The organism is Baekduia sp. Peel2402 (assembly GCF_052567285.1).
Map to the genome: position 1 here is coordinate 2,636,167 of NZ_CP199582.1, position 24,420 is coordinate 2,660,586.

The 24,420-nt window shown below is 69.2% G+C and carries 18 protein-coding genes and 1 pseudogene; 8 read left to right on the plus strand and 11 right to left on the minus strand.

The window, feature by feature from the left end; translation table 11 throughout:
* Positions 1–7: 7 nt before the first annotated feature.
* Positions 8–808, minus strand: a complete 801-nt coding sequence (locus ACT01A_RS12935) for a hypothetical protein (RefSeq protein ID WP_445152669.1) — start codon at positions 806–808, stop codon at positions 8–10.
* A gap of 806 nt (positions 809–1,614) precedes the next feature.
* On the opposite strand from ACT01A_RS12935, the gene ACT01A_RS12940 reads away from it, so the two are divergent.
* Positions 1,615–3,456: a CHAP domain-containing protein gene (locus ACT01A_RS12940; RefSeq protein ID WP_445152670.1), complete on the plus strand. Its 1,842-nt coding sequence runs from the start codon at positions 1,615–1,617 to the stop codon at positions 3,454–3,456.
* 15 nt (positions 3,457–3,471) lie between these two features.
* Here ACT01A_RS12940 and ACT01A_RS12945 read toward each other — a convergent pair whose 3' ends face one another.
* Positions 3,472–3,615 (minus strand): hypothetical protein, encoded by a 144-nt coding sequence (locus ACT01A_RS12945; RefSeq protein WP_445152671.1) that lies wholly within the window; start codon positions 3,613–3,615, stop codon positions 3,472–3,474.
* A 407-nt stretch (positions 3,616–4,022) separates the two neighbouring features.
* Between ACT01A_RS12945 and ACT01A_RS12950 the strand changes: the two are divergent.
* Positions 4,023–4,184: pseudogene (locus tag ACT01A_RS12950) on the plus strand (aminopeptidase); the annotation flags it as partial.
* Positions 4,185–4,290: 106 nt separating this feature from the next.
* On the opposite strand, the gene ACT01A_RS12955 reads toward ACT01A_RS12950, so the two are convergent.
* The 7 genes from ACT01A_RS12955 to ACT01A_RS12985 form a co-directional block, all read right to left on the minus strand.
* Positions 4,291–4,419 carry a hypothetical protein gene (locus ACT01A_RS12955; protein ID WP_445152672.1) on the minus strand — a complete coding sequence of 43 codons (129 nt, stop codon included), beginning with the start codon at positions 4,417–4,419 and terminating at the stop codon, positions 4,291–4,293.
* A gap of 182 nt (positions 4,420–4,601) precedes the next feature.
* Positions 4,602–4,727 (minus strand): hypothetical protein, encoded by a 126-nt coding sequence (locus tag ACT01A_RS12960; protein ID WP_445152673.1) that lies wholly within the window; start codon positions 4,725–4,727, stop codon positions 4,602–4,604.
* Between the two features lie 13 nt (positions 4,728–4,740).
* On the minus strand, positions 4,741–5,301 hold the full coding sequence (locus tag ACT01A_RS12965) for an SMI1/KNR4 family protein (protein WP_445152674.1): 561 nt from the start codon (positions 5,299–5,301) through the stop codon (positions 4,741–4,743).
* A gap of 95 nt (positions 5,302–5,396) precedes the next feature.
* Positions 5,397–5,957: an SMI1/KNR4 family protein gene (locus tag ACT01A_RS12970; RefSeq protein ID WP_445152675.1), complete on the minus strand. Its 561-nt coding sequence runs from the start codon at positions 5,955–5,957 to the stop codon at positions 5,397–5,399.
* A 98-nt stretch (positions 5,958–6,055) separates the two neighbouring features.
* Entirely contained in the window at positions 6,056–6,388 is a 333-nt protein-coding gene (locus ACT01A_RS12975; RefSeq protein ID WP_445152676.1) for a hypothetical protein, read from the minus strand.
* A gap of 230 nt (positions 6,389–6,618) precedes the next feature.
* Entirely contained in the window at positions 6,619–7,179 is a 561-nt protein-coding gene (locus ACT01A_RS12980) for an SMI1/KNR4 family protein (RefSeq protein WP_445152677.1), read from the minus strand.
* The gene (locus ACT01A_RS12985) at positions 7,176–13,277 is read right to left on the minus strand and encodes a hypothetical protein (protein WP_445152678.1); all 6,102 of its coding nucleotides are present in this window, start codon (positions 13,275–13,277) and stop codon (positions 7,176–7,178) included. The genes ACT01A_RS12980 and ACT01A_RS12985 overlap by 4 nt, the downstream gene beginning before the upstream one ends.
* Before the next feature lie 339 nt (positions 13,278–13,616).
* Here ACT01A_RS12985 and ACT01A_RS12990 point away from each other — a divergent pair, with 339 nt between their 5' ends.
* Positions 13,617–14,489 carry an HAD-IIB family hydrolase gene (locus ACT01A_RS12990; protein ID WP_445152679.1) on the plus strand — a complete coding sequence of 291 codons (873 nt, stop codon included), beginning with the start codon at positions 13,617–13,619 and terminating at the stop codon, positions 14,487–14,489.
* 85 nt (positions 14,490–14,574) lie between these two features.
* Here ACT01A_RS12990 and ACT01A_RS12995 read toward each other — a convergent pair whose 3' ends face one another.
* Positions 14,575–15,108: a hypothetical protein gene (locus tag ACT01A_RS12995; RefSeq protein ID WP_445152680.1), complete on the minus strand. Its 534-nt coding sequence runs from the start codon at positions 15,106–15,108 to the stop codon at positions 14,575–14,577.
* A 382-nt stretch (positions 15,109–15,490) separates the two neighbouring features.
* Between ACT01A_RS12995 and ACT01A_RS13000 the strand changes: the two genes are divergently transcribed.
* From ACT01A_RS13000 to ACT01A_RS13020, 5 genes are all read left to right on the plus strand, one after another.
* Entirely contained in the window at positions 15,491–17,863 is a 2,373-nt protein-coding gene (locus ACT01A_RS13000; protein WP_445152681.1) for a sulfatase-like hydrolase/transferase, read from the plus strand.
* Between the two features lie 69 nt (positions 17,864–17,932).
* Complete coding sequence (locus ACT01A_RS13005) at positions 17,933–19,372, plus strand: potassium/proton antiporter (RefSeq protein ID WP_445152682.1); 1,440 nt, start codon at positions 17,933–17,935, stop codon at positions 19,370–19,372.
* A gap of 102 nt (positions 19,373–19,474) precedes the next feature.
* A complete protein-coding gene (locus ACT01A_RS13010) occupies positions 19,475–20,500 on the plus strand; it encodes a DUF389 domain-containing protein (RefSeq protein WP_445152683.1) in 1,026 nt (341 codons plus the stop codon).
* A complete protein-coding gene (locus ACT01A_RS13015) occupies positions 20,497–21,201 on the plus strand; it encodes a L,D-transpeptidase (RefSeq protein ID WP_445152684.1) in 705 nt (234 codons plus the stop codon). The genes ACT01A_RS13010 and ACT01A_RS13015 overlap by 4 nt, the downstream gene beginning before the upstream one ends.
* Before the next feature lie 85 nt (positions 21,202–21,286).
* The gene (locus ACT01A_RS13020; protein ID WP_445152685.1) at positions 21,287–22,183 is read left to right on the plus strand and encodes a YihY/virulence factor BrkB family protein; all 897 of its coding nucleotides are present in this window, start codon (positions 21,287–21,289) and stop codon (positions 22,181–22,183) included.
* On the opposite strand, the gene ACT01A_RS13025 is transcribed toward ACT01A_RS13020, so the two are convergent.
* On the minus strand, positions 22,150–24,366 hold the full coding sequence (locus ACT01A_RS13025; protein WP_445152686.1) for a DUF11 domain-containing protein: 2,217 nt from the start codon (positions 24,364–24,366) through the stop codon (positions 22,150–22,152). The two genes, ACT01A_RS13020 and ACT01A_RS13025, sit on opposite strands and share 34 nt — an antisense overlap.
* Between the last annotated feature and the right edge of the window lie 54 nt (positions 24,367–24,420).

Consider the following 24,420-nt stretch of genomic DNA (forward strand, 5'->3'; position numbering starts at 1 on the left):
GCGCCGGTCAACAGTTGGGCACAGCCCAGTCGGTGTTGTGCGTGTAGGGGCGCTGACCGGGGATGTCGCCGTTCCAGAATGTGTTGGCAACCGCGTAGTACGCGTTCGACCACGGCGGGGACGAGACGCGGTACCAGTAGCCGTCCGGGTTGGCGCTGGCGATCTGCGGGGCGTAGACCTTGCAGCTGACGGCTACCCAGGCCATTGCCGGGATCTTCGCCCCCATGCCCGAGGCGTTGTAGGGGTTGGTGAATGTGTTGGCGCCCAGCGAACCCTGCTGCTCGTTCCAGACCGGGGCCGGCGTCGGCTCGGGCGCGGGTGCCGGGGCAGGAGCGGGCGATGGCGCGGGCGTCGGCGTGCTCGGCAGGGGCGCCGCCGGCTGGGGGTTGACGGTCGGCGTTTGGATGGGGCCGCCGGGGTTCGTCGTGACGGGCAGGGTCGACGGCGTCTCGGGCGGCCCGGGGTAGTGGAACTCGCCCTCGCCAGCGCTGCCGCCGCACGCGTCCTCCCAGATCGTCGCAACAGGCGCCAGGACGCCGTTGGAGATGAGCGCCGCGGCGCAGCTGCTGCCGAGCTTCTCCGCCAGCCAGCTTGCGATGTCCTTCGTGATCTTGCCAGGCAGCTTCTTGACGAGGCACGCGGCGATCTTGGCCTTGCTGAGCTGCAGGAAGCAGACCGCAGCCTTGGCCTTCGCCTTGATCGTGTCGAAGACGGACAGGTGCGACACCCACACGGTCCGCTGGCCCGGCACGCCTTCGGGCAGCCACATCGTGTCGATCCGGTGCGAGACCACCTCGCTGGACGTCACACGCGGCATGGTAACGGCCACTGTGCCTTTCCAAGGCGCTGCGATGTGGAAGTCGATCCTGCCTCCGCCCAGTCGCTTGATCGATACGCGTCCCGTGCGCGACATGACTCCGGGCGGCACGTATAGCGCCGCGCCGCCGCGGCCTTGGAGCAGCCCTCCTGCAGGCCCGATCCGCTTGGAGACGTTGGCCTTCCCCGACGGGCGCGGGGCCTTCGAGGCGGCTTCGACGCTCGGGACGCCCATGCATAGGAGAACGAGCGAGGCGAGCAGCGCGCTGCGGCACGCCGCGTCGACGAAGACGGGAAGGCGAGTCATTTGACCGCACACTAACGACAATCGATCAGAGTCACACAGGAACATGGTCCTTCGGCCAGGTCCTGCCGCGCCGAGGAGTCCTCTGCCGAACGCAGACGCCATCATTATCGTCACGACGAACTCCCCCGACCTCGACCGCTTCGTCGCCGCGTAGGACGTGGGTGGCACCTACGACCGTGCGCTCGTCGAGCTGCGGGCGGGGCGCAAGACGAGCCACCGGATGTGGTTCATCTGGATCAGGTTCACCGTGCCGTCGTCGCTCTCCGGGTTCGACGTCAACGGCGTCGAGCTGGAGCTGCGCGACGGCGAGGTCGTGCGCGCCACCGCCGAGCACGGCCAGGATTATCTCGACCGCGCCCCTTGCGGAAGAGCCCACGGGATGCTCTTGTGTCCTGCCGGCGAGGTCGCTGCAGCCGCACAGGCCACTTCAGTTGACTCACCAGTTCTCGACGCTGTAGCGTCGCGCCCTTCGCGTCCACGGAAGGTCACCGGTGCCCCACCTCATTCGAATTCTGATTGCCCTTGCCCTTGCCCCTGGACTTGGAGCGGGCGCAGCCGACGCGAAGCCGCGCGTCGCGTCCAAGGTGTCTGTGAGCTACCCGAGGTCCGTCGTCGCTGGAACGACGATCATCCTCACCGGGAGCACCAATGCGGCACGGGCTACCGGCGTCACCATCCAGCGCGCGCAGGGCCGAACCTGGCAACGACTCGCAGGCGGCAAGGCACGCGCGAAGCGGTTCACCGTTCGCTTGAAGCTCGGCCCATCAGTCCAGGTCGGAGCTATGCGGTTCAGAGTCATCGCACACCGTGGACCAAGGACGCTCGCCAAGTCCAAGACACTCACGATCACGGTCCAGGCGCCGACGGTTCCCGGTGCATCGACATCGGCGCCTATCGATGACCCGGGTGGCCGTGGCAGCCTCGGCGGCGATTACCCAGACGCCGACGCCGTCGATTGCAGCCGCACGTTCGGCATCTACTCGTGGTGCAAGAACGGCACGTGGCTCTCATCGCGCGGCTACGGCTATCGCAATTGCGTCGACTACGCGGCATGGGTTCTCGGGCTTCCGCGTGGAATGGGCAACGCTAAGGATTGGAAGGCCAACGCCGCGAAGGGCGGTCTCACCGTTACGAACTCGCCCAGCGCCGGCGACGTCGCCTGGTGGGGAGGCGGCACCTTCGGACACGTCGCCATCGTCACCGCCGTCTATCCCAGCGGAGCGGTCGACACCGTCGACTACAACGGCGACGGACGCGGCAACAAGACAACCCGCTCACAGACCCGAGCCGACGCTTACCTGCACCCAGGCCGACCACCGACCACCATTGTTACACCCGGTGGCAGCAGCACAGGCGGCGGGAACACCGGTGGCGGGAACACCGGTGGCGGCACCGCCGGCGGAGGCTCGACCGGCAACCCAGGCAGCCCCAACACGCCGAACGGCAACGGCTGGGAAGCGGCTTTTACCGCGAACGACAACAGCCTGTGGGCGGTCGGTGCGGATAACCACGGCGCTCTGAGCCTTGGCGTAGCCACCGGGACGAGCCCGAGCATCACCGGTCTCTCGAACGGCGGGTGGGAGACGGCTTTTCAGGCCAACGACAACAGCCTGTGGGTCGTCGGCAAGGACAACCACGGCGCGATGGGACTCGGGATGAAGCCGGGCACGAGCCCGAGCATCACCGCTATGCCGAACGGCGGCTGGGAAGTTGCGTTCCAAGCCAACGACGGCCGGCTCTGGGCCGTCGGCCAGGACAACCACGGTGCGCTCGATCTCGGGATGGCGCCTGGGACGAGTCCGAGCATCACGGCGCTCTCGACGGGCGGCTGGGAGGTTGCTTTCCAGGCGAACGACAACAGCCTGTGGGTCGTCGGCGCAGATAATCACGGCGCCATGCAGCTCGGGATGAAGCCCGGTACGAGCCCGAGCATCACCGCCATGCCCGGGGGCGGGTGGGAGGTCGCCTTCCAAGCCAACGACGGCAGCCTGTGGGTGGTGGGCAAAGACAACCACGGAGCGATGCAACTTGGCATGGCGCCCGGGACGAGTCCGAGCATCACGGCGCTCTCGACGGGCGGCTGGGAGGTTGCTTTCCAGGCGAACGACAACAGCCTGTGGGTCGTCGGCAAGGACAACCACGGCGCCATGCAGCTCGGGATGAAGCCGGGCACGAGCCCGAGCATCACCGCTATGCCGAACGGCGGCTGGGAAGTTGCGTTCCAAGCCAACGACGGCCGGCTCTGGGCCGTCGGCCAGGACAACCACGGTGCGCTCGATCTCGGCATGGCAAGCGGGACGAGTCCGGCGATCACGCGGTTTGCCGGCTCGTGACGAGATAAGCAACCACTACGTCAACACGTTGACGATGGCCTTGATCGCCGCACCGCCGAGCGTGAAGACGGTCACGATCAACGTGAGGCGAGCGGTCTGCTTTTGGGCGAGGGCGGTCCGGTAGGCCAAACGTGCCGTCGTCGTGCTGTCGTCGTCCACTTGGGTGCTCCGGTTCGGGTGATCGCGGCAGCACCACAACGTAAGAGGATCGGAGCCTGTGTCAACAAGGGCCGGTTTCGAACCAGCGGCGTTCGCTGGTTCAAAAGGGGGGCGCGGGGGTCACTTGCAACCCAGATGCTGCCCACGGAAATTGGCGCATGGCCGCTTGTGTGCTGCGGCCGAAATCGCGTGTCGGCGATCTCTTCGCGATGAACTGATGGGACGTCCCCGCTTCGTCACCGCCATGGACCCCAGTCCCGTGGGCCAGTAGCGCGCCGCGGGGTCTCTTGTGGGCGTCGGCGGCCAGTCGTCGTGGTTGGTGAGCCGGACGTTCAGCGACCGGGCACGTGAGGGCGCAGTCTCGCGTCGGAAGGCGTTTACGCACGGTCGCCATATAGTCTCGATTCCTCTTCGACGAGAAGATCGGCGGCACCGTCCACCTCGCCCTCGGCCGCAGCTACCCCGAGAACGTCAGCGCGCTGCATTGGGACCTGATCTGTGACCTGCGCGCCGGCGGGCGAATCACCGCCGACGGCGTGACGATCCAGCAGGACGGTCACTTATCCTGACCGTTCGAACCTGGTACGTGACACCGTAAGCCGCCGCGTCGCCTTTGAAAGGCGGCATCTTCTGCAGCAGGACACCGCTCACAAAGGAGCACGTCGCGCGGATCGGTTAGTCGGTCGGGACGTCTCTGATGCGTACACGGACGTCCGGCGAGACCGAGTCGATCGCGTTCCATTCGCTGGACGGGTCGTACACGACCTCGCCCGTGTCGATCAGCTTGATCCAGAAGGACACCATGTCGCCGATGCTGTCGAAGACCGGACGCGTCGGGCGGTTCCAGTCAAACGAGTAGCCGTAGCCATACGGGGACCGGGTTGGTCATGTCGAAGACCAGGTACGGATTCTCGTCCATGACCTTCAGCCAGCCGCGAGGCCAGTTCTCGTCGTCCCCTTGCAGGTAGAGGGTCGGCTTGACGTCGTCACTGAGCGTCGCAAAGTCGCGTCTTGTCGATGCCGGTCCGCAGTCGCTCAAGCAGCCCGGGGCTGCGTTCGCGCCAACGCTGCTCGATTTCTCCGATCAGCTCGTCGTCCAGCAGTCGCGGCATCCTCTGCAGGGTCTCAGTCCTGGGGGACTCCGCTGAGGCGTTGCATTGCCTCCTCGGAGATGCGGTCGTCGCGGATCTGCCAGAGCCGGCCGTCCCAGTACATGAGGTCGTCGTCGATCAGCTCGATCCAGAAGGACACCATGTCGCCGACGCTGGCAAACACCGGGCGCGTCGGCGGATCGATCTCGACGTGGTAGTTCCAGATTGGCACGGGTCCGCTCTGGTCGTTGGCCAAGCAGTCGGCGAGGACATACGGTCGCTCGCTGAGGAGCTGGATCCAGCCCGGGCGCCAGTACTCGTCATCGCGTTGGTACTCGAGGCACGCGGAGACCGTCAGCTCCAAGGCCCACAGGCTGCGTAGCCACGCCATCTCATGACGCCCGGACCCGTTGTGCCAGCGGTAAAGCGTGCGCAGCTCATCCGGCAACGGAAAGCCGAGCGGGGCAGCGACCTCGTCGATCTGCTCGTCGGTCAATCCCGGCTCCATGATCTCGGGCGTCTGAGCCCCGCACGCGCGCCAGCGCTGCTCGAGCGCTGCTAGGAGTTGATCGTCGAGAAGCCGAGCTTCGTTCATAGGACGAGCTGAAGCTAATCGTCGAGCAGCTTTGTTCTGATCATCTGACGATGGTTCCACGCCGGAGATACCAAAGACGGACCGGCGCGACGGTCCTAGCCGTCGGTAGGCACGCCTCCGAGGCGAGCGACGACGTCGGGGGCAGCAGATGGAGCGAGACGCCATCCGGTCTCTGCTGACCACGTCAGGGTTCTCTCTGTCACAAGTCCAGTCCAATACGCGACCATGTCGCCGATGCTGGCGAACACCGGCCTGGTCGGCACCTCGAAGCCAAGGTGGTAGTGCCAGACAGGCACTGGGTCGTCCTTCGCACCCCGACAGTCGAACGCAACGAAGGGCTGATCACTCATTGTGCGTAGCCATCCTCTGGGCCAGGCCTGGTCTTCGTCTTCGTCTTCGTCTTCGAGCATCAAGGTCTGGTCAACGTCGTCGGCCAGCGGGGTCATCATCCGTAAGCTGGTGATGTAGTACTCGTTCGAGCCGTCGTGCCAGCGATACCACCGTCGGACCTCCTCGGGGAGGGCGAAGCCGAGCCGAGCGTCAAGCGCATCGATCTCGACGTCGGAGAGCCCTGTGCGCATGGCACCGAGATACTGTGCGCCTGCGTCAGACCAGCTCTGCTCTAGGGCCTGCAGCAAGTTGTCGTCCAAGAACAAGGGTCCGGTCATGGCACGTTTGGCAGAGGGTCAACTTGACGTCGTCACTGAGCGTCGCGAAGCATCTGGTGAAGATGATCGGAACGCCAATGGAGACGTCAGTCCTGGGGCACTCCGCTGAGCCGCTCGCCCAGCTCTTCAGGGAGGTCGGCACGCCGGCGCCACATGGGGTCTTCCCAGTTCATGCTGCCGTCTTCGATCAGCTCGATCCAGAAGGACACCATGTCGCCGATGCTCGCGAACACCGGACGGGTCGGCGTTCCCCAATCGGATCCGTAGTGCCACACCGGCACCGGGTCGTCGAGGCCGACGCCACAATCGACCGCGACGTAGGGCCGCTCGTCCAGGATCGACAGCCACGTCGCAGACCACTCCTCGTCGTCCTGGCGGAAGTTCTCCGTGACGACGACCGCCTGCTCGAGCGAGTACATCCCTCGCCCCCAGATGAACGTGGAAAGCCCGGAGCCGTCGTGCCAGCGGTAGAGCGCCCGAACTCCTCTGGAAGCGCGATCTCCAGCGGACGGACGATCGCATCGATCTCCGCGTCGGTAAGACCCGGCTGCATCTTCGAGCTCGTTGGGGCGCCGACCGTGTGCCAGCACTGCTCGAAACGCGCGAGCAGAGCCGCATCGAGAAGGCGCGGCGTACCCGACACCATCTCTCAGTCCTGCGGAACGCCGCTGAGCCGCTGCATCGCCTCGTCGGAGATGCGGTCGTCGCGGATCTGCCAGAGCCGGCCGTCCCAGTACATGAGGTCGTCGTCGATCAGCTCGATCCAGAAGGACACCATGTCGCCGACGCTGGCGAACACCGGGCGTGTCGGCGCCTCGATCTCGACGTGATGGTTCCACACCGGCGCCGGCCCGTGCTGGCCGTTGGCCAAGCAGTCGACCAGCACCGCCGGCCGCTCGCTGAGGATCTGCATCCAGCCCGGCCGCCAATCGTCTGAACTCACTGCATCCTTCAGGCTCGTGGGAACTGCCGTGTCCAAGGCCCACAGGGCGCGCAGCCAGGCCATCTCATAACGCCCGGAGCCGTTGTGCCACCGGTAGAGCGTCCGCAGCTCGTCAGGCAGCGGGAAGCCCAGCGGAGCAGTGATCTCGTCGATCTGCTCGTCGGTCAGCCCCGGCTCCATGTGGTCGGGCGTCTGAGCACCCTGTTCACGCCAGCGCTGCTCGAGCGCTGCTAGCAGTTGATCGTCGAGAAGCCGAGCTTCGTTCATGGGACGATGTGTCCGTCGTTGCAGATGCCGAAGGTGGGCATGAGCCTGATCTTGACGGGTATGGCCAAGAACGTGGGCGGGAACGCGACCCGCTCGATGTCGTTCAGTTGCGTAGCTGGATCTGGCGTCTGCGGGATCTCGCACCCGGTGAAGCGGAACGTGTCGGTATCCGAGGCGCCGTAGAACCGCTGCAGAACTTTGCCTTGACGCTGGTTCTCGTCGCGTTCGGTCCAACTGATGTAGGGCCTGCCGAGAGCTAACGGACCGCGGTTCGTGGCCTGTTTGGCCCAGTGCTGCTGGGTGGACCAGAAGGGGAACTCGTGACACTCACCCTTGTCGTACGGATTGGGCGGCACGCATCCAGCCGCCGGCCCCGACTGATCGCGATACCAGGCATCGTTCGAGGGATACGGCGACGGCCGCCGGTTGAGCCCGATCCAACGCGCGTTGTCCTTGACGGCCTCGGTGTCGTTCACGGCCGGGCCGTGGGCATCCAGGCCCCCGGTGATGAGGATCGGCATGGTCCAGCAGTCGCTGAGCGTGCGGCCGGAGTTGAGCTTCATGACGCGGATCCGACATTGCCGGACGGCGTTCTTGCGCAGCGTCTCGTTGTCGAGGTCCTCATTGCGCTTGGGCGACGCGTCGTGGTTCTCCTGGATGTGCTGGTCGATCTCGGTGTCCTCGACGGTCCAGGCGGGCATGGGGTCGGGGTTGGTGCGGATGATCACCGCACCGTCCTCGTCGGGCTCATCGTCGGCGTAGGGCGTGGTGTCGACGACGGCGCCGCCGGGCAGGCCGATCCAGGCCTCTTCGGGTTCGAGAACAACATGGCTGAAGGGCCCGGCGAAGCCTGCGCGCTGGAACTTGGTCACGCATGCGGCGTAGGTGGCGCCGGTGCAGGACGGGGTGCCGTCGGGGGTTCCACCGCCGGTGCCGGTCTCGTTGCCGAGCTGACGCTCGAGCCAGGCGATGAACGCGGTGTATTGATCGGAGCTGTTCTGCAGAGCGTCGAGCAGGGCTTGGAGCGCCTCGTTCTCTGAGAGGCCGGGGTTGTCGGTGTCGATGCGGGTGCCGGACTCGGAGCGGTCGTCGGTCGGGTCGGCGACGACGGTGCCCAGGCGAGCGCGCTGGAAGGGGATCGAGTGCTTGTCGGTGGCGTTCCAGAAGAAGGGGCAGGGTCCGGTGTTCGACAGCCAGAGCCACCCGCCTGACAGCGGTTCCTGGAGCTGGGGGCTGGGCTGGCTGGTGCTGCAGTCGTCCTTCCAGGTCTCGTAGAGGAGCTGGCCGCCACCCGCGTTGCGCCCGACGGCGACCAGGCCGCCGCTGGCGGGGGCGCGCATCTGGCCGATGATGGAGGTCCAGCCGTTGCCGATGCAGGCGCTGCCGTAGTAGTCGGGCGTGCAGACCCAGGTGCCGATGACGTCACCGCTGTGGAAGAGCTCGCGTCCGTGGATCTCGGCGCCCGGCTCCCCGGGCGGGAGCTCCTCGGTGAAGTAGGCCTTGCGCAGACGGGTGCCGATCTCCCAGCCGAGCTCGAAGTCCTGTTCGAGCAGTGTGGCTTCGGCGCCGCCGATCTTGGCCAGCTTCGGCCAGGAGCCGACCTTGACGCGAAGCTTGGTGAGCTGGTCGACGATCTTGTCGGCGCTGCGGCCGGTCTTCTCCAGCGCCCGTTCGCCGACGCGCAAGGCCTTGCACTTGGTCGTGCATGGGACGCGCTGGCGGGCCGGAGCGCCGCCGTCCTCGAGCAGGGCCTGGATGTCGCGGGCGTGGTCGAGCACTTCCTGCGACGGCGGGACCTTGGTGGGCTGCAGGTCGGTGGAGCGCAGCGGGCTGATGTCGCCGAGCTGGCCGGTGTCGCTGACCGACCGGACCGTGTAGGTGTAGCGGCCGGCGGTCTCGGGCGTGTCCTGGATGTCGGTCACGACGGCCGGGACGTCGGCGATCAGCTCGGCGGCGCCGCGGATCTTGGCGGTCCCGCCGTTCTGGCTGAGCATCTCGGGATCGGCGTCCAACGTCCGGTAGACGGCGTAGCGGTCTGCGCCCGGGGCGGGATCCCATGTGATCTGCGCAGGGCTGTCGGGGGCGCTCTGCGCCACTGACAGGTCGGTGGGCGCTGGGGCCGGGGTCTCCGTCGCGGTGGCTTCGACGGTCGGCGACACGCCGCTGGCGCCGCCGGCCTGGTCGACCGCGCGGACCTGGTATTCGACGTGCTCGCCGCCGGTGGGCGCGTCGTCGGTCAGGGCGATTCGCGCGGCGCTCATGCGCGCCAGCGGCGCGGTCCGCGCACCGGTGCCCGACGGCTGGTCGACGTAGGACTCGCCCTGGGTGGTGCCGATGACCGCGAAGGCGTCCTCCGGGGAGCTGCGTCGCAGGATCTCGTAGTGGTCGACGTCGGGGCTGTTGCTGGGCTGCCAGCTCAACGCGGCGGTGCCGTCGGGGGCGAGGTCGACCAGCGGGCGGGACGGGCTCAACGGCGCTTGGCGATCGATCCGGACCGTGCGCTGCTCGGTGGTCTGGGTGCGATCGGCGTCGGTGGCGACCACGAACAGGCTCGACTTGCCGTCGGCCACGTCTGAGGTGTCGACCTCCAGGCTGTGGGTCACCGAGCACCCAGCGCCCGAACATCCCTCGTAGCTGGCCAGGACCTGACCGTCGTACATGACGGCCATCGAGCGCAGGCCGCTGGTGTCGGACGCCGCGACCGCACTCACGTCCAAGGTGTAGAAGTCGCCATCGCGCCACTGCTCGGGGTCGGCGACCAGGTCGCCGCCGATCGTGACAGCCGGCGGGGTCGAGGCGTCGGTGATCACAGGGCTCAGCGCGCCCATCTGCGACGCGGCCACGATGCCGCCGAAGCCGTTGCCGGCGGGGCGGGCGTAGGAGGCGGCCTCCTCGACGCGCAGGCGATGCCCGACGTCGGCGTCGGTCAGCTCGTGCTCGTCGCTGGTGTGCTCGGAGATCGAGGTGCAGTCCTCGCCGTTGGCGTCGCAGCGCAGCCACCAGTACTCCCTGGTGTTGACCGGCAGCGGCCCCGACCAGGTGCCGGGGTTCACGCCGACGGTCAGGTGGTTGCGCGGTGTGCCGGCGATCGTCGCCGGCGTGACGTTGACCGGGGTCGGATCGACGATGACCGGCGTCGGGTCCGACATGTAGGAGTTGGTGCCCTGGGCGTTGGTGGCCGTCATGCGGAACCGCATGGTCTGCCCGACCCGGTCCAGGCCCGGCCGGAACGTGTTGCGGGTCGCGCCGGGCACGTCGGTGCAGTTCTCGCCCTGGCCGTCGCAGTCCATCCAGATCATGGTCTGGGTGATGCCGGGCGAGCCTTCCCACGTGTCACCGCTGCGACCCAGGAGCATCCCCGACAGCAGCGTGCCGGGCACGGTCAGCTCCGGCGGGACCGTGGAGGGATCGATGACCGGGTGGGCCTGCGTGGTTGCCACCGGCGGGCTGGCGACCACGACCGACGTCGCCGCCGTGGTCGCCGACACGGAGCCCGCGGCGTTGGTGGCGGTCACCTTCAGACGGATCGTGGAGCCGAGGTCGTCGCTCCAGGGCCGGTACCAGGAGTCGGTGGCCGCCGGCCACTGCGGGGCGCAGTTGGCGCCGGCCGCGTCACAGCGCTGCCACTGGTAGGTGTAGGTCAACGGCGCCGACCCCGTCCAGGTCCCCACCTCGGGGATGATGCGCACACCCTCCTTGGCGGCCGTGCCGATCGTCGGGACGGTCGTGTTGGCCGGCGCGAGCGCGGTGACCGTGGCGGTCGCGGCGCTGACGGCGGTCGCTGCGCCGACCCCGTTGGTCGCGGTGACCGCGAGGCGCAGCTTCTTGCCGACGTCGGTGGCGGTGACGGCGTAGGTGGTCCCGGTGGCGTCGACGATCGCGACGCAGTTGTTGCCCGCCGTGTCGCAGCGTCGCCACTCGCGGCTGTAGGTGATGGTCGCGCTGCCTGTCCAGGTGCCGTTGGCGGCGGTCAGCGTCTGGCTGTCCTTGGCTGTGCCCGTGATCGTCGGCACCGCGCTGTTGACGGGCGCCGAGCCGGTCACCAGCGCGGTGAGCGAGGAGTCCGCCGAGGCCGATCCCGCGCCGTTGGTGGCGGTGACCGAGACCTTGATCGTCTTGTTGATGTCGTCGCCGGTCAGGACGTAGGTCGCCGCGGTCGCACCACTAATGTCGGTGCAGTTGGCCCCGGCGGCGTCGCAGCGCTTCCACTGGCGGGTATAGGTGGGGCTGCCGGTCCACGTGCCGGTGGTGGACGTCAGGGTCTGGCCGTCCTTGGCGGTCCCGGTGATCGCCGGGAGAACGGTGTTGGTCGGTGGTGCGGCGGTGACCAGCGCGGTCTGGGTGGTGTCGGCGGTGGCCGAGCCGACGCCGTTGGTGGCCGTCCAGCTGACGCGGATCGTGGCGCCGGAGTCGGCGGCGACCAAGGTGTAGGTCGTGCCCGTGGCGCCGCTGATGGCGGTGCAGGACGCGCCGGAGCTGTTGCAGCGCTTCCACTGCCGCGTGTAGTTGATGGTCGCGGTGCCCGCCCAGGTGCCGTTGGCGGTGCTCAGCGTCTGGCCGACGGTGGCGGTCCCGGTCGTGGCCGGCAACGTGATGTTGACCGGCGCGCCGGTGGTGATCACGGCGGTGGCAGCCGAGGTCGCCGCGGCGTTGCCCGCGCCGTTGGTGGCGGTGACGACGACCTTGACGGTCTTGGTCACGTCGCTGGCGGCCAGGCGGTAGGTCGACAGGGTCGCGCCGCTGATCGCCGTGCACGACGCGCCGGAGGAGTTGCAGGTCTGCCACTGATAGGTGTAGGTGATGGTCGCGCTGCCCGTCCATGTGCCGATGCTGGCCGTCAGCAGTTGGCCTTCCTTGGCGGTGCCGGTGATGGCCGGCAGCGCGGTGTTGGCGGGCACGGCAGCGGTGACGGTCGCCGTCGCGGCGCTCGTCGCCGGTGCGTTGCCCGCGGTGTTGGAGGCGGTGACGACCACCTTGATGGTCTTGCCGACGTCAGCGGCGACCAAGGTGTAGGTCGTCGCGGTCGCGCCGGAGATGTCGGTGCAGTTGGCCCCGGCGGTGTCACAGCGCCGCCACTGCCGCGCATAGCTCAGCGGCGTGGTCCCGGTCCAGGTGCCGGTCGTCGAGGTCAACGTCTGGCCGTCCTTGGCGGTGCCGGTGATCGCCGGCAGCGCGGTGTTGACCGGCGCCGCTGCGGTCACGACGGCGGTCTGAGCGCTGGTCGCGTTGCCCGAGCCGCTGGAGTTGGTCGCGGTGACCTTGACGCGGATCGTCTTGCCCACATCAGCCGACGTGACCAGGTAGGTCGTGGCCGTCGCGCCGGAGATCGCCGCGCAATTGGCCCCGGCACTATCGCAGCGCTGCCAGGCCCGCGTGTAGGAGGTCGGCGAACCCGACCACGTCCCGTTCGTGGAGGTCAGCGTCTGGCCGTCCTTGGCCGTGCCGGTGATCGCCGGCAGCGCCGTGTTGCCGGGCACCGCCGCGCGTCGAACGAACGACGTCTCCGCCGCTGCCTTCGGAAGCTGGCGTCCGAAGAGGCCCGCGCCGAGGCGGTAGTGCCGGCGGATCGAGCGGATCTCCAGCCCGCGCCGATACAGCGCGACCGCACGCAGATCGACCGGCCGCACCGGCCCGGTCACCGCCACGCGATGTGCCTCCCCCACCCTGCTCGGCGCCCCGACCGACACCGCGTCGACCAAGTTACCGTCATAGAACAACCGGATCGCCGCATCGCCCCACTCCACGACGACATGCGTGAACCGCCGCGCCGCCAGCCGAGCCCGGAACCGCACCTCGGTCGCGTCCCACTCCAGACTCAGCCGGTTGCGTGCCCGCGAGCTGCGCGGCCGTGCCCAGAACTCCAGCGACCGCGTCGCCCCCTCCTGCTCCCCGGCCAAGACCGACCGCGACCCCACGGCCAGCAGATCCTCGTCGGTCGACGAACCGCGGACCGCGGCCCGCGCCACCGGCCGGTCGCTGCGCACCCCATCGTCATAGACCTCCTGCGCCGAACGCGCCGACCGCGACGCCGCGATCGGCACCACCGCCACCACGACCAACAACGCCGCCAACAACGCCAACGCAGAACGAGAACCCAACCGCGCGACAGCGGCCAGCAGCAAGCGACGAATGAAGAACACCCCAGGAACGCGAGAAGACACGGACGGACGCCACCGACCTCGCACCCCGCGACAGCGGCGTGGCAAGTTGGACCAAAGCCAGCGGCGGCCGACACCATGGCGATGGTGAGCAGAACTCACAACAGAACATCCGTTTAGTCGATCGCCGACTTCTGGGGATTCCGCTACCTCAATATGATCAACAATTTAGATCGACCGTGGATACCCCTGCACAACTACAGTTTGCATTGCTGCGCAGAAGCAGCACACCATGAGGTCGTTCACCTGGATAGGGGAGCGAGGGAAGCCCGTGCGCTGGTGGATTACGTGATCGAAGCCCCGCTCGTGTGCGTGTGCGATCTAGATGGGACCCTGCTGCGTTCCGACGCGACGCTCAGCGGCTTTGCTCGCGACGGTCTGAACCGGCTCATCAACGCGGGTGTGCATGTGACCGTCGCCAGCGGGCGCAGCCTGCAGGCGATGCGGGCGCTGCTGAATGGCGTGGAGTTGGGGCTGCCGGTGATTGGGCTGAACGGCGCGTTGATCTCCGAGCTGGACACCGGCCGCCACCTGCTCATCCGAGCCCTTGAGTCGACACCGGCTCGCGCCGCTGTGGCGATCCTCGCCGCCCATGGCGCCAGCCCGCTGATCACCAGCTGGGACGGCACCCAGGACCGAGTCCACCACGTGAAGACGATGAACGCCGCGAGCGACTGGTGGGTGGCGGAGAAGCGCGAGTACGGCGATCCGAGGCTGCGGCTCAGCGAGGACCTCGAGGGCGTCGCCGGTCAAGAGGATGTCGTGCTGATCACCGGGTTCGTGCCCGATCAAGCCGCCGAGCGCCTGCTCGAACAGCTGCGGGCCGAGCTCGCCGGAGCGGCGATCATCCACGCGGGCCAGCACATCTATTGCACGGGCTGGACCGAGTTCCAGATCCAGCATCCGCAGGCCGACAAGGGTCACGCGGTCCCACACCTCCTCGAGCTGACCGGTCTCCGCGGCTCGACGGTGCTTGCGTGTGGCGATCACCTCAACGACCTCGGGATGTTCGCCGCTGCCGATGAATCCATCGCACCGGCCAACGCCCACGCCTCGGTCCTGGCCGCCGCCACCGCCACCGCGGCCTCCAACGACGAGGACGGCGTGATTCACTGGCTGCTCAGGCGGGCGCGGCTCATCGGAGCCTCGTGAAGATTGGGTCAACACCTTCGCCTGACCCCGGCGAAGGCCCGTCGATACGGGCCTTCGCCGTCTGCAGCAGAGGTGGAGGACTGGGTCAGAGGTAGATGGTCAGGTTGCCGACGCCGGTCGCGCCGGTGAGGCCGCCGGGCTGGAGGCACTTGGTGAGGTCGGCGGCGAAGGTGGCGACCTGGACGGCGCTGGAGCCGGCGAACTCCCCAGCCGTGATCGTCCCGCGCAGCGTCGTGACGAGCTGACCGGCGACGTAGGTGGAGGTGCTCGAGAACGTGAACGAGCTCGTCTGGCCGTTGGACCAGTGGAAGACGCGCGTGCCGGGGCCGGTGTTCAGGAGACCGATGCACGAGGTGGTGCGACTGAACGTGCTGCCGTGGGTGCCCGACGTCACGGTCGGGTCCGAGAGCGAGACGCAGGGACCGAGCTGCCCGGCGGTCGTGATGCTCGTAGGCGTCGTGGCGAACGTCAGGCCCGGCGAGAACGACAGATCGGCCGAGGTGACGCAGGTCACGTCGACCGGGTCGGCCGACGCGGTCGACGCAAGCGCGAGCGAACAAGCCGCTGCGCCGACCGATCCGAGGACCGCGCGACGCAGGAAGGTGCTGGACAGATGCATGGGTGACCTCACAGAGCGGATGTTGATGATGTAGGCATTTCAGACGCCGCCCAGTCAAGCACACGAACGCTGATCGTTCACGTTAATTGCGTGCGCGTACACCATCGATGAACATCGAGAACTTCACCATCGACACCACACCCGTCGAGAGCGCATCGACGCGGCTGGCGCCGTGGGGCAAGCGCCGCCGCCACGACCGGTCAGAGGGGGTGGCGAGCTCACGTGGCAAGACTTGGCGCGCTGCCATCGCCGAGCGCAGCCGGCCGGGTGAGAGAGGAGGAGCATGGTCCTTCCGGCGAGCGGTCTTGAGGGCTGCCGCGGGACGATCTTCATCCTGACGGGGTGATGTTCGGTCATCCCGCGCGCGGCGAGGCTTTGCGCCATGCCCGACGTCACCAGCGCCGATCGTGAGCGGCTGCCGATCGCTGCCCGCCCGTACGACGGCCCGGTCTTCGAGGACGCCAAGGATCCGGCTGCCAGGTTCCCACCGATCGAGCCCCTGCGTCCCCCGGCGGGCGCGCCGAACGTGTTGGTGGTGTTGATCGACGACGCCGGGTTCGGGTCCTCGAGCGCGTTCGGCGGGCCGTGCCAGACGCCCAACGCCGAGCGCCTGGCGGGCGCGGGGTTGAAGTTCACGCGCTTTCACACGACGGCGCTGTGCTCGCCGACCCGTGCCGCATTGCTGAGCGGTCGCAACCATCACACGGTCTCGATGGGCGGGATCACGGAGATCGCAACCTCGGCGCCGGGCTACACATCGGTGCGTCCGAACACGTGCGCTCCGCTGGCCGAGACCTTGAAGCTCAACGGCTACGCGACCGCGCAGTTCGGCAAGTGCCATGAGGTCCCGGTCTGGCAGACCAGCCCACTGGGCCCATTCGACTCCTGGCCGGCTGGCGGCGGGGGCTTCGAGCACTTCTACGGGTTCATCGCCGGCGAGACCAACCAGTACTACCCCGCGCTGTATGAGGGCAACACGCCGGTCGAGCCGCCGTCGACGCCTGAGCAGGGCTATCACTTCACCCAAGACATGACCGACCGGGCGATCGCGTGGATCCGCCAGCAGAAGGCGCTGATGGCCGACAAGCCGTTCTTCGCCTACTACGCACCCGGCGCTACACACGCCCCGCACCACGTCCCGCCGGAGTGGTCGGCGAAGTACAAAGGGCGCTTCGACGCCGGGTGGGACGCGCTGCGCGAGGAGACCTTCGCTCGCCAGCAGCAGCTCGGGGTGATCCCGCCGGAGGCCGAGCTGACCGCCCGGCCCACGGAGATCCCGGCGTGGGAGGAGATCGATGACGACCTCAAGCCGGTGCTGGCGCGCCAGATGGAGGTCTACGCCGGGTTCATGGAGCACACCGACCACCACGTCGGCCGCCTCATCGACGCCCTGGAGGACCTCGGCGTGCTGGACGACACGCTCGTCTACTACATCGTCGGCGACAACGGGGCCAGCGCCGAGGGCGGTGTGCACGGCTGCTTCAACGAGCTGATCCCGCTCAACGGCGCCGGCGAGCTGGAGACCACGGAGTTCTTGTCTGAGCGGATCGAGCAGTTCGGGACGCCGGAGGCCTACAACCACTACGCGGTCGGCTGGGCGCACGCGATGGACACCCCGTATCAGTGGACCAAGCAGGTCGCCTCGCACTTCGGCGGCACCCGCAACGGGACGATCGTCCATTGGCCCGCAGGCATCCAGGCGCGGGGCGAGCTGCGCCACCAGTTCAGCCACGTCATCGACGTCGCCCCGACGGTCCTAGAGGCCGCGGGGCTGCCGGAGCCGACGGTCGTCCACGGCGTCGAGCAAAAGCCCTACGAGGGCGTGAGCATGCGCTATGCCTTCGACGACGCCTCAGCGGCCGAACGCCACGTCACCCAGTATTTCGAGATGTTCTGCAACCGCGGCGTCTACCACGAGGGCTGGACCGCGGTCACCCGCCACTCCACGCCGTGGATCCAGGGCAAGCCGCTGCCGCCGTTCGCCGACGACACCTGGGAGCTGTACGACACCAACAAGGACTGGTCTCAGGCGCACGACCTCGCGGCCGAGCTGCCCGACAAGCTCGCCGAGCTCCAGGCGCTGTTCATGGAGGAGGCGCGCAAGTACGGGGTGCTGCCGCTCGACGACCGCCGCATCGAGCGCTTCAACTCCGATCTTGCCGGCCGCCCGACGCTCGTCCACGGCAACTCCCAGCTGCTCTTTGGCGGCATGGGGCGCCTCAGCGAGAACGTCGTCATCAACATCAAGAACAAGTCCCACGCGGTGACCGCGCAAGTGATGATCCCCGACGGAGGCGCCGAGGGCGTGATCGTCGCCCAGGGCGGCGCCTTCGCCGGCTGGAGCCTGCACCTCAAGGACGGTCGCCCGACCTATTCCTACAACCTGCTCGGCCTCCAGCACTTCGCCATCACCAGCGACACGCCCGTTCCCTCGGGCGCCCACCAGGTGCGTGCGGAGTTCACCTACGACGGCGGTGGCCTCGGCAAGGGCGCCGACGTCGCCCTCTACCTCGACGGCACCAAGATCGGCGAGGGCCGACTCCCGGCCACCGTCCCGCTGGCCTTCTCCGGCGACGAGACCTGCGACCTCGGCTCCGACACCGCCTCCCCCGTCAGCGACCAGTACACGGCCGAGACCAGCCGCTTCGCCGGCACCGTCGAATGGGTCCAACTCGACATCGACGACGCCGCCGAGAACCTCGACCACCTCATCACCGCCGAACAGCGCCTCCGGCTGGCAATGGCTAAGCAGTGATCTGACAGCACGCGGCTGCTAGGTTCGACCTCGGTGCGCCGGGAAGCCTGGTCGGCAACACGCTGACCCATGCCCGAGATCTCTGACTACGCCACCCTGATCCTGATCGTCGCCGGCGGCTTCTCGCTGGCGGCGCTGTCGACGCGGATCACCGAGCGGATCCCGATCCCCGCCCCGGCGATCTTCCTGATCGCCGCCGCCGCGGTCTCCGACATCTGGCCGTCGCTCTACGACGAGATCGAGATCCGGACCGTCGAGCGCATCGCGGTCGTCGCGCTGATCGTGATCCTGTTCAACGGCGGCATGGACATCGGGTGGCGCCGGCTGCGCGGCGCGGCGGGCCCGGTGTTGTCGGTGGGGTTGATCGGGACCTTCCTGACCGCCGGCCTCATCGCCGTGTTCATCCACTACGCCTTGGGCATCGACTGGACGATCGCGGGCCTGGTCGGCGCGGCGATCGCCCCGACCGATCCTGCGGTGACCTTCGCGGTGCTCGGCCGCCGTGAGCTGAGCGGGCGGACGGGCACGATCCTGGAGGGCGAGGCCGGGATCAACGACCCGGCCGGGATCGCGCTGATGCTCGGGGTGATCGAGCTGGCCACCCACGACGACGCCACCGCCTGGGTCATCGCCCGCGAGTTCGGGGTGGAGATGGTCGTCGGCGCCGTCTTCGGGCTGCTCGGCGCGCGGGTGCTGATCCCCGCGATCCGGCGCATGCGCCTTCCGAGCGAGAGCCTCTATCCCGTGCTCACGCTCGTCGCGGCCGCGTCGCTGTACGGCGTCACCACGCTGGCCCACGGCTCCGGGTTCTTGGCCGTCTTCTTGTTGGGGATGAAGGTCGGTGACGCCCGGATGCCGTTCAAGGGCGAGATCGAGCGCTTCCAGACCTCGCTGGCCTCGCTGGCCGAGTTGGTGGTCTTCGTCGCGCTCGGGCTGACCATCGACCTCGGCGCCCTCAGCACCCGCGACTGGCTCGAAGGCCTGGCGATCGCCGCCGTCCTGGGCCTGGTCGTGCGTCCGATCGTCGTCGCGGTCACGCTCGCGCGCGCCGACCTCGGCACCAACGAGAAGGCGTTCATCGCCTGGAGCGGCCTCAAGGGCGCGGTCCCGGTCCTGCTGGCCGCCTTCGCGCTGATCGGCCACGTCGACGATGGCCAACGCATCTACGGGATCGTCTTCGTCGTCGTGCTCGCCTCCGTCCTCGGCCAGGGCACGTTGGTCCCCTACGTGGCCAAGCGGCTGAAGATCCCGATGCGCGAGCGCCCGCGCCTGCCCTGGGAGCTGACCGTCCGCGTCGGCCACGAGCCACCCGATGTCCACGAGCACCTCGTCGAGCCCGGCTCGGCCTGGGACCGCAGGCGGGTCGATGACGTGCCGCTGGCCGACGACGCCTGGATCACGCTCGTCCTCCGCGAGGGCGCGGTCCTCCAGCCGACCGACGACCTGCAGCTGCGCGCCGGTGACCGCGTCCTCGTCATCGCCGACGAGGCCCCGGCGGCCGCGTCCTGAGCGTCCAGGAGCAGCCGGCCGCACGGCTCGGACGCGACGGTTCACGCCCTGGGGGTGAGGTGAGCTCACCTTGCCGGCGTACAGGCTTTGGCCGGTACCGGAATGAGCGCGAGCGCGTCGACAGAGGAGGTTCCACCGGCCGGACGCTGGCCGCGTCTGGCGGGTGAGCTGCGCTCGGAGGAGGAGATCCGGGAAGCGGTGTTCCTGTTCTCGGGAGACGTCGGGGCCAAGCAGAGCCGGTTCTGGTTGTTGTTGGTCTTGTCGGCGGTGATCGCGACCGCGGGGATCGTCGGGGACTCGACGGCGACGGTGATCGGGGCGATGATCGTCGCGCCGCTCGGGACGCCGATCCAGGGCATCGGCGCGGCGCTGGCCGGTGGCGAGGGGCGCCACCTGGCGCTGTCGGCCGCGCTGGTCGCGGGGGCGGCGGCCGTTGTGATCCTGCTTGCGGCGCTGATCGCGGTGATCCTGCCCGAGCTGCACGCGCCGGCCGACAACTCGCAGATCACCGCGCGGGTAGCGCCGACGATCGTCGACCTCGTGGCGGCCGCGGCGACCGGCCTGGCCGGCGCCTTCGCAGTTTCGCGCCGGGACATCGGCGACATCCTGCCGGGCGTGGCGATCGCGATCTCGCTCGTGCCGCCGCTGGCGGTGGTCGGCGTGACGGCGGTCGACGGCGACTGGTCGGGATCCGTCGGTGCATTGTTGTTGTTCTTGACCAACGTCCTGGCCATCGTCGTCGTCGGCACGCTCGTGTTCGGCGCCGTCGCCGGCCTGCGGGCGAGCGCCCCACCGGCCTTCCGGCGGCGCCGCGCGTACGCGATCGTGGGGGTCGCCGGCGTGCTGGTCGTCGGCGCGCTGGCGGTGACCACCGCGCACACCGTCCAGCTCTCCAACACGCGCTCTGACGGCAACCGGATCGCGTCGGCATGGGCACGTGAGCACGGCGAGCGGCTCGTGCTGACGCGCTACGAGGGCGACGAGATCGTCTTCGTCGTGGAGGGCGACGGCGACCGCGCCAAGGACGCCGAGCTCCTGTCGCTGCTGCGCGGCGCCGTACCGCGGGACACCCACGTGATCGTCAACCGCGTCGGCGGTGACCGGCATGTCCTGGGAGCCGTCCGGTGAGATCGGCGCTCGCGCTCGCGGCGACGGCGCTTACAGCCGTGATGCCCGCGGCTGCTGCCGCGCGTCCTTGCTCACCGGCCACCGCGCCGACGCGCGCGCTGGCGTGGCGCGCCTATGTGCCCGCGGCGACGCCGGTGCGACCATCTGTCGCTTCCGCCTCGCGCCCGCTGACCGGCGCGGACGCCTGGCGGCTCGTCCTGCGCACGCGCGCCGCGCACGGCGGCACCTGCCTGGTCCAGGTGCGGCTCGGACGCCGGCCCAACGGCACACGCGGATGGGTGGCCGCTTCGCGGGTGCGGCTGCGCGCGACGCGCTGGCGCATCGAGGTCGACCGTGGTGCGCGCCGCGCCGCGCTGTTGCGCTCAGGTCGCCTGGTGGCGCGGTGGAAGGTGGTCGTGGGCAAGCCGTCGACGCCGACGCCCACCGGGTTATTCGCGATCCAGGCCAGCTACCGCACGCCGGCCGCGAGCTTCGAGGGCCGCTGGATCCTCAGCCTCACCGCCCACAGCGATGTGCTGTCCTCGTTCGACGGCGGCGACGGCCAGGTCGCGCTGCACGGCCGCGGCGGCGCGTCGCTGGTCGATCCGCTCGGCACGGCCGCCAGCCACGGCTGCGTGCGCTTCGACAACCGCGCGATCGGCACGATCGTGCGGCGCATCGGGCGCGCCCGGCTGCCCGGCGTGCCGGTAGCGATCCGGTGACGACGCCGCCGCGGCCGGCGCGGCCGCGCATCTCACCTTCCACAGGCGGCGCCGACTCATCCGCCTTCCGGTCAACGTCGCCGTCGTGACCGAGGATCCCGACGACCTGGGCGCCGCTCTCTCGCGCTCTGACCGCGCGCGCCAACGCGCGTCGAGCGAGCTGGAGCGCGCGATCGAGCGGTTCCCGGTGGTCGGCGCGTTGCTGACGGCGACCGATCGCGAGCGTGCCGCGGGCGGGGTGCTGCTGTCGGGCGGCGTCGCCTACCGCCTCTTCTTCTGGCTGGTCCCGCTCGGGCTGCTCGTCGCCTCCGCCGCGAGCATCTTCACCGCCGGGGACACCAGCGGGCTGGACAGCGCGGCCCGCAACCACGGCCTCAGCGGCGTGGCGGCGCGCGCCGCGCGCGAGGCCATCACCTCCAGCGAGCACGCGCGCTGGTACCTGTTCAGCCTCGGAACCGTGCTGACCGTGTGGACCGGCTACGGGGTCGTGCGCGCGTTGAACATCGTGTTCGCGATCGCGTGGGGAGAGCGGCCGGCGAAGGTCCGCCGCCCCGCCGTCGCGGGCGCCGGGTTCACGATCGCGGCGTTCGTCCTGTCGGCCACCGCGTGGGCGGTGGGCGTCGCGGTGTCGTGGATCGGCCTGGGCACGCTGGTCGAGACGGCCACCGTGTTGGTGGCCTACGCGGGCGCCGCGCTCGGGATCACGCTGCTGTTCCCCCACCGCGACGCGCCGTGGCGGGCGCTCATGCCCGGAGCGGTGCTCGTCAGCGTCGGCCTGGTCGCGCTGCACGTGGGCGTCAACGTCTACCTGGCGCCCAAGCTCGATCGCTCGATCGACACCTACGGCATGCTCGGCGCGTCGACGGTGGTCCTGCTGTGGCTGTACGTGATCGCGCGGCTGATCACCGTGTCGGCGTTCCTGAGCGCGACGCTGTGGGACCGGGACCGTCAGCCCGTCACGGCCGGCGGTCGCTCCGCCTGACCCGGGGAGACAGGCGAGCGCACGGCGAGGGTCGCGCTCGCGGCGTTGTTGTCCAGGTTGGGGTCGTTGGTGGAGGAGGTCGCGCCGACGCGGTTGACCGTCGTCCCCGGCGCGCCGGCCCTGACGGTCGCGGTGATCGTCGCGTGCTCGCCAGGGTCGAGCGTGCCGATCGTGCAGCGTGCGGGGCGGTCGCCGACGCAGGTGCCCTGCGTGCTCTTGAGCTTGAGCGGCGTGGTGCCGGGCGCGCGCAGCTCGGCGGCGACCACGTCATAGGCGATGTCAGGGCCGTCGTTGGTCACCGTGATGGTGTAGGTGACGGCCTGGCCGGGACGTGCCGTCGCCGGCGAGACGCGCTTGCGGACGACCAGGTCGGCGTCGGGGCCGGAGGCGGCCTCGAAGGCGGCCGGAGGCGGGTCGGTTCCGGGCGGGTTGGGCGCGGGCGGCGGCGTCGGGTCGTCGGGGTCGGGCTCGGGCGGGTTGGGGTTGGGCGGCTCAGGGCCTTTGACGAACTGGTCGTAGAACGTGCAGGCCTTGGTGGGGTCCTCGGCGGTCAGCCGGACCCGGATGCGGCCCTGCGCGGCGCCGACCGGACGGCCGTCGCAGACCACCGCGGCCAATCGCCAGTAGCCGTCGGACCGCGAGCTGCTCTGGTCGGTCTCGACGATGTCGTAGGTGCCCAGCGCAAGCTGGTCGGTGTCGTCGCCGACGGCCGTGACCGGCACGACCTGGCGGCGGACCGTCGCGCGCTGGACGTACACCGACGGTCGCGCGCGCGAGGCGATCTGGAAGCGCGCGGTGCCGGTCGCGCCGATGGCGACCTTGCGCAGCGTGAGCCGGCCGGACGGGATGAAGCGGTTGGTGAACACGCAGCCGATGCCCTGGCCGGCGGAGATCGTGCCGCGCACGGTGTCGCGCGGGCCGAACGTCTTGGCGCCGCAGGTCACGCCCTGCAGGATCCAGCGGCCCGCGGCGGTCGGGGCCGGGATGGTCTCGCGGACCGTGTACCTGCCGGCCGTGCCCTCGAGCGGGGCGCCGGCCTGCGCGACGCCCGGCGTCGTGGTCGTGATCTGCTGCGTGGTGCTCGCAGGCCCGGACACGCGGAAGGCGAACGTGCCGACGCCGCCCAGCGTGCGCTTGGCGATCGCCAGCCCGGCTGGCGGCGGGATGGCGCGGTCGGTGTAGGTACAGGTCACCGTGTCGCCGGCGCCCAGCCGGACGCTGGTCTGCGCGGTGGCCTGGTCGGTCGTGATCACGCTCGTGCCGGTGTCCGACGTGCACGCCAGCCCGGTCAGCGTCCACCCCGGCGGCACCTGCTCGGCAAACGTCCACGGCTCGTCGCTGAGCCCGGTCGCGCCGCGGTAGAAGGTCTGCGACGCCGGCTTGCCGTTGGCGGCCGACTCGGTGAACGTGTGGTCGACCGTGTAGGAGATGTTGCCCTGGAAGGTGAAGGGCTGCGCGGTCGTGACGCTCGGGTCGTCGACCACCTTGCGCACGACGATGGTCCCCGACGTCGGCGGCGGCTCGACGTAGTAGGCATAGCAGTACACGTGCCGGGCACCGGACGGGTAGTTGATGGACTCGACGTTGTCGCCGTTGAGGTTGTCGATCGCGCAGCGCAACGCCGCGAACCCGTAGCGCTGCGGGTAGGGCTTGTCCATCACCGGATCGTCGACGTCGCCGCCCTGCACCCACAGCGCCGCCGACTGCGTTGCGCGCTGGTACTGGTCCTCGGTGAGCGGGACGGTCACCGCGCCCGGCAGCGAGTACCCCGTCTCGTCGCCGTTGACGTTCAACATCGGCGTCGAGGCCTGCGTCACGACCGACGTGTCATATGGCGACGACACCACCGATAGCGCGCCCCACGTCCCCTTCACCTGCGCGGCGATGCCCTGGCCGAGGTGGAAGTGCCAGCCGACCAACGGCGAGCAGGCGGTCTGGAAGGGCTCTTCCTTCTGAGGCGAGATCGGCTCGCCGTTGACGTAGTGCGTGTCCGGGCCCAGGTCGCGCAGCGACTCCTGGATGTTGTTGCGCGCCAGATTTGCCGAAACGTCCTCATAGCTCGGGCACGACCGCGCCACGTAGGTGATCAGACGCTGTTGGGCCGCCGCAACCGCTGGCGAGATCCCACCCGCCATCACGACCAAGACCAACGACGACACAACCAACCGGACCGTCCTGCGCATGCGTCAGATGGTCACGCGCGCGGGGGTGAGGGCGAGTCACACGCCCAGGGTGAT

What these genes read in the sequence shown, in the direction of transcription:
- ACT01A_RS12955 (WP_445152672.1), bottom strand. Translation starts at nt 4,419, where the DNA reads ATGGTGTCCTTCTGGATCAAGCTGATCGACACGGGCGAGGTCGTGTAC.
- ACT01A_RS12960 (WP_445152673.1), bottom strand. Translation starts at nt 4,727, where the DNA reads ATGCCGCGACTGCTGGACGACGAGCTGATCGGAGAAATCGAGCAGCGT.
- ACT01A_RS12965 (WP_445152674.1), bottom strand. Translation starts at nt 5,301, where the DNA reads ATGAACGAAGCTCGGCTTCTCGACGATCAACTCCTAGCAGCGCTCGAG.
- ACT01A_RS12975 (WP_445152676.1), bottom strand. Translation starts at nt 6,388, where the DNA reads ATGTACTCGCTCGAGCAGGCGGTCGTCGTCACGGAGAACTTCCGCCAG.
- ACT01A_RS12980 (WP_445152677.1), bottom strand. Translation starts at nt 7,179, where the DNA reads ATGAACGAAGCTCGGCTTCTCGACGATCAACTGCTAGCAGCGCTCGAG.
- ACT01A_RS12995 (WP_445152680.1), bottom strand. Translation starts at nt 15,108, where the DNA reads ATGCATCTGTCCAGCACCTTCCTGCGTCGCGCGGTCCTCGGATCGGTC.
- ACT01A_RS13000 (WP_445152681.1), top strand. Translation starts at nt 15,491, where the DNA reads ATGCCCGACGTCACCAGCGCCGATCGTGAGCGGCTGCCGATCGCTGCC.
- ACT01A_RS13005 (WP_445152682.1), top strand. Translation starts at nt 17,933, where the DNA reads ATGCCCGAGATCTCTGACTACGCCACCCTGATCCTGATCGTCGCCGGC.
- ACT01A_RS13010 (WP_445152683.1), top strand. Translation starts at nt 19,475, where the DNA reads ATGAGCGCGAGCGCGTCGACAGAGGAGGTTCCACCGGCCGGACGCTGG.
- ACT01A_RS13025 (WP_445152686.1), bottom strand. Translation starts at nt 24,366, where the DNA reads ATGCGCAGGACGGTCCGGTTGGTTGTGTCGTCGTTGGTCTTGGTCGTG.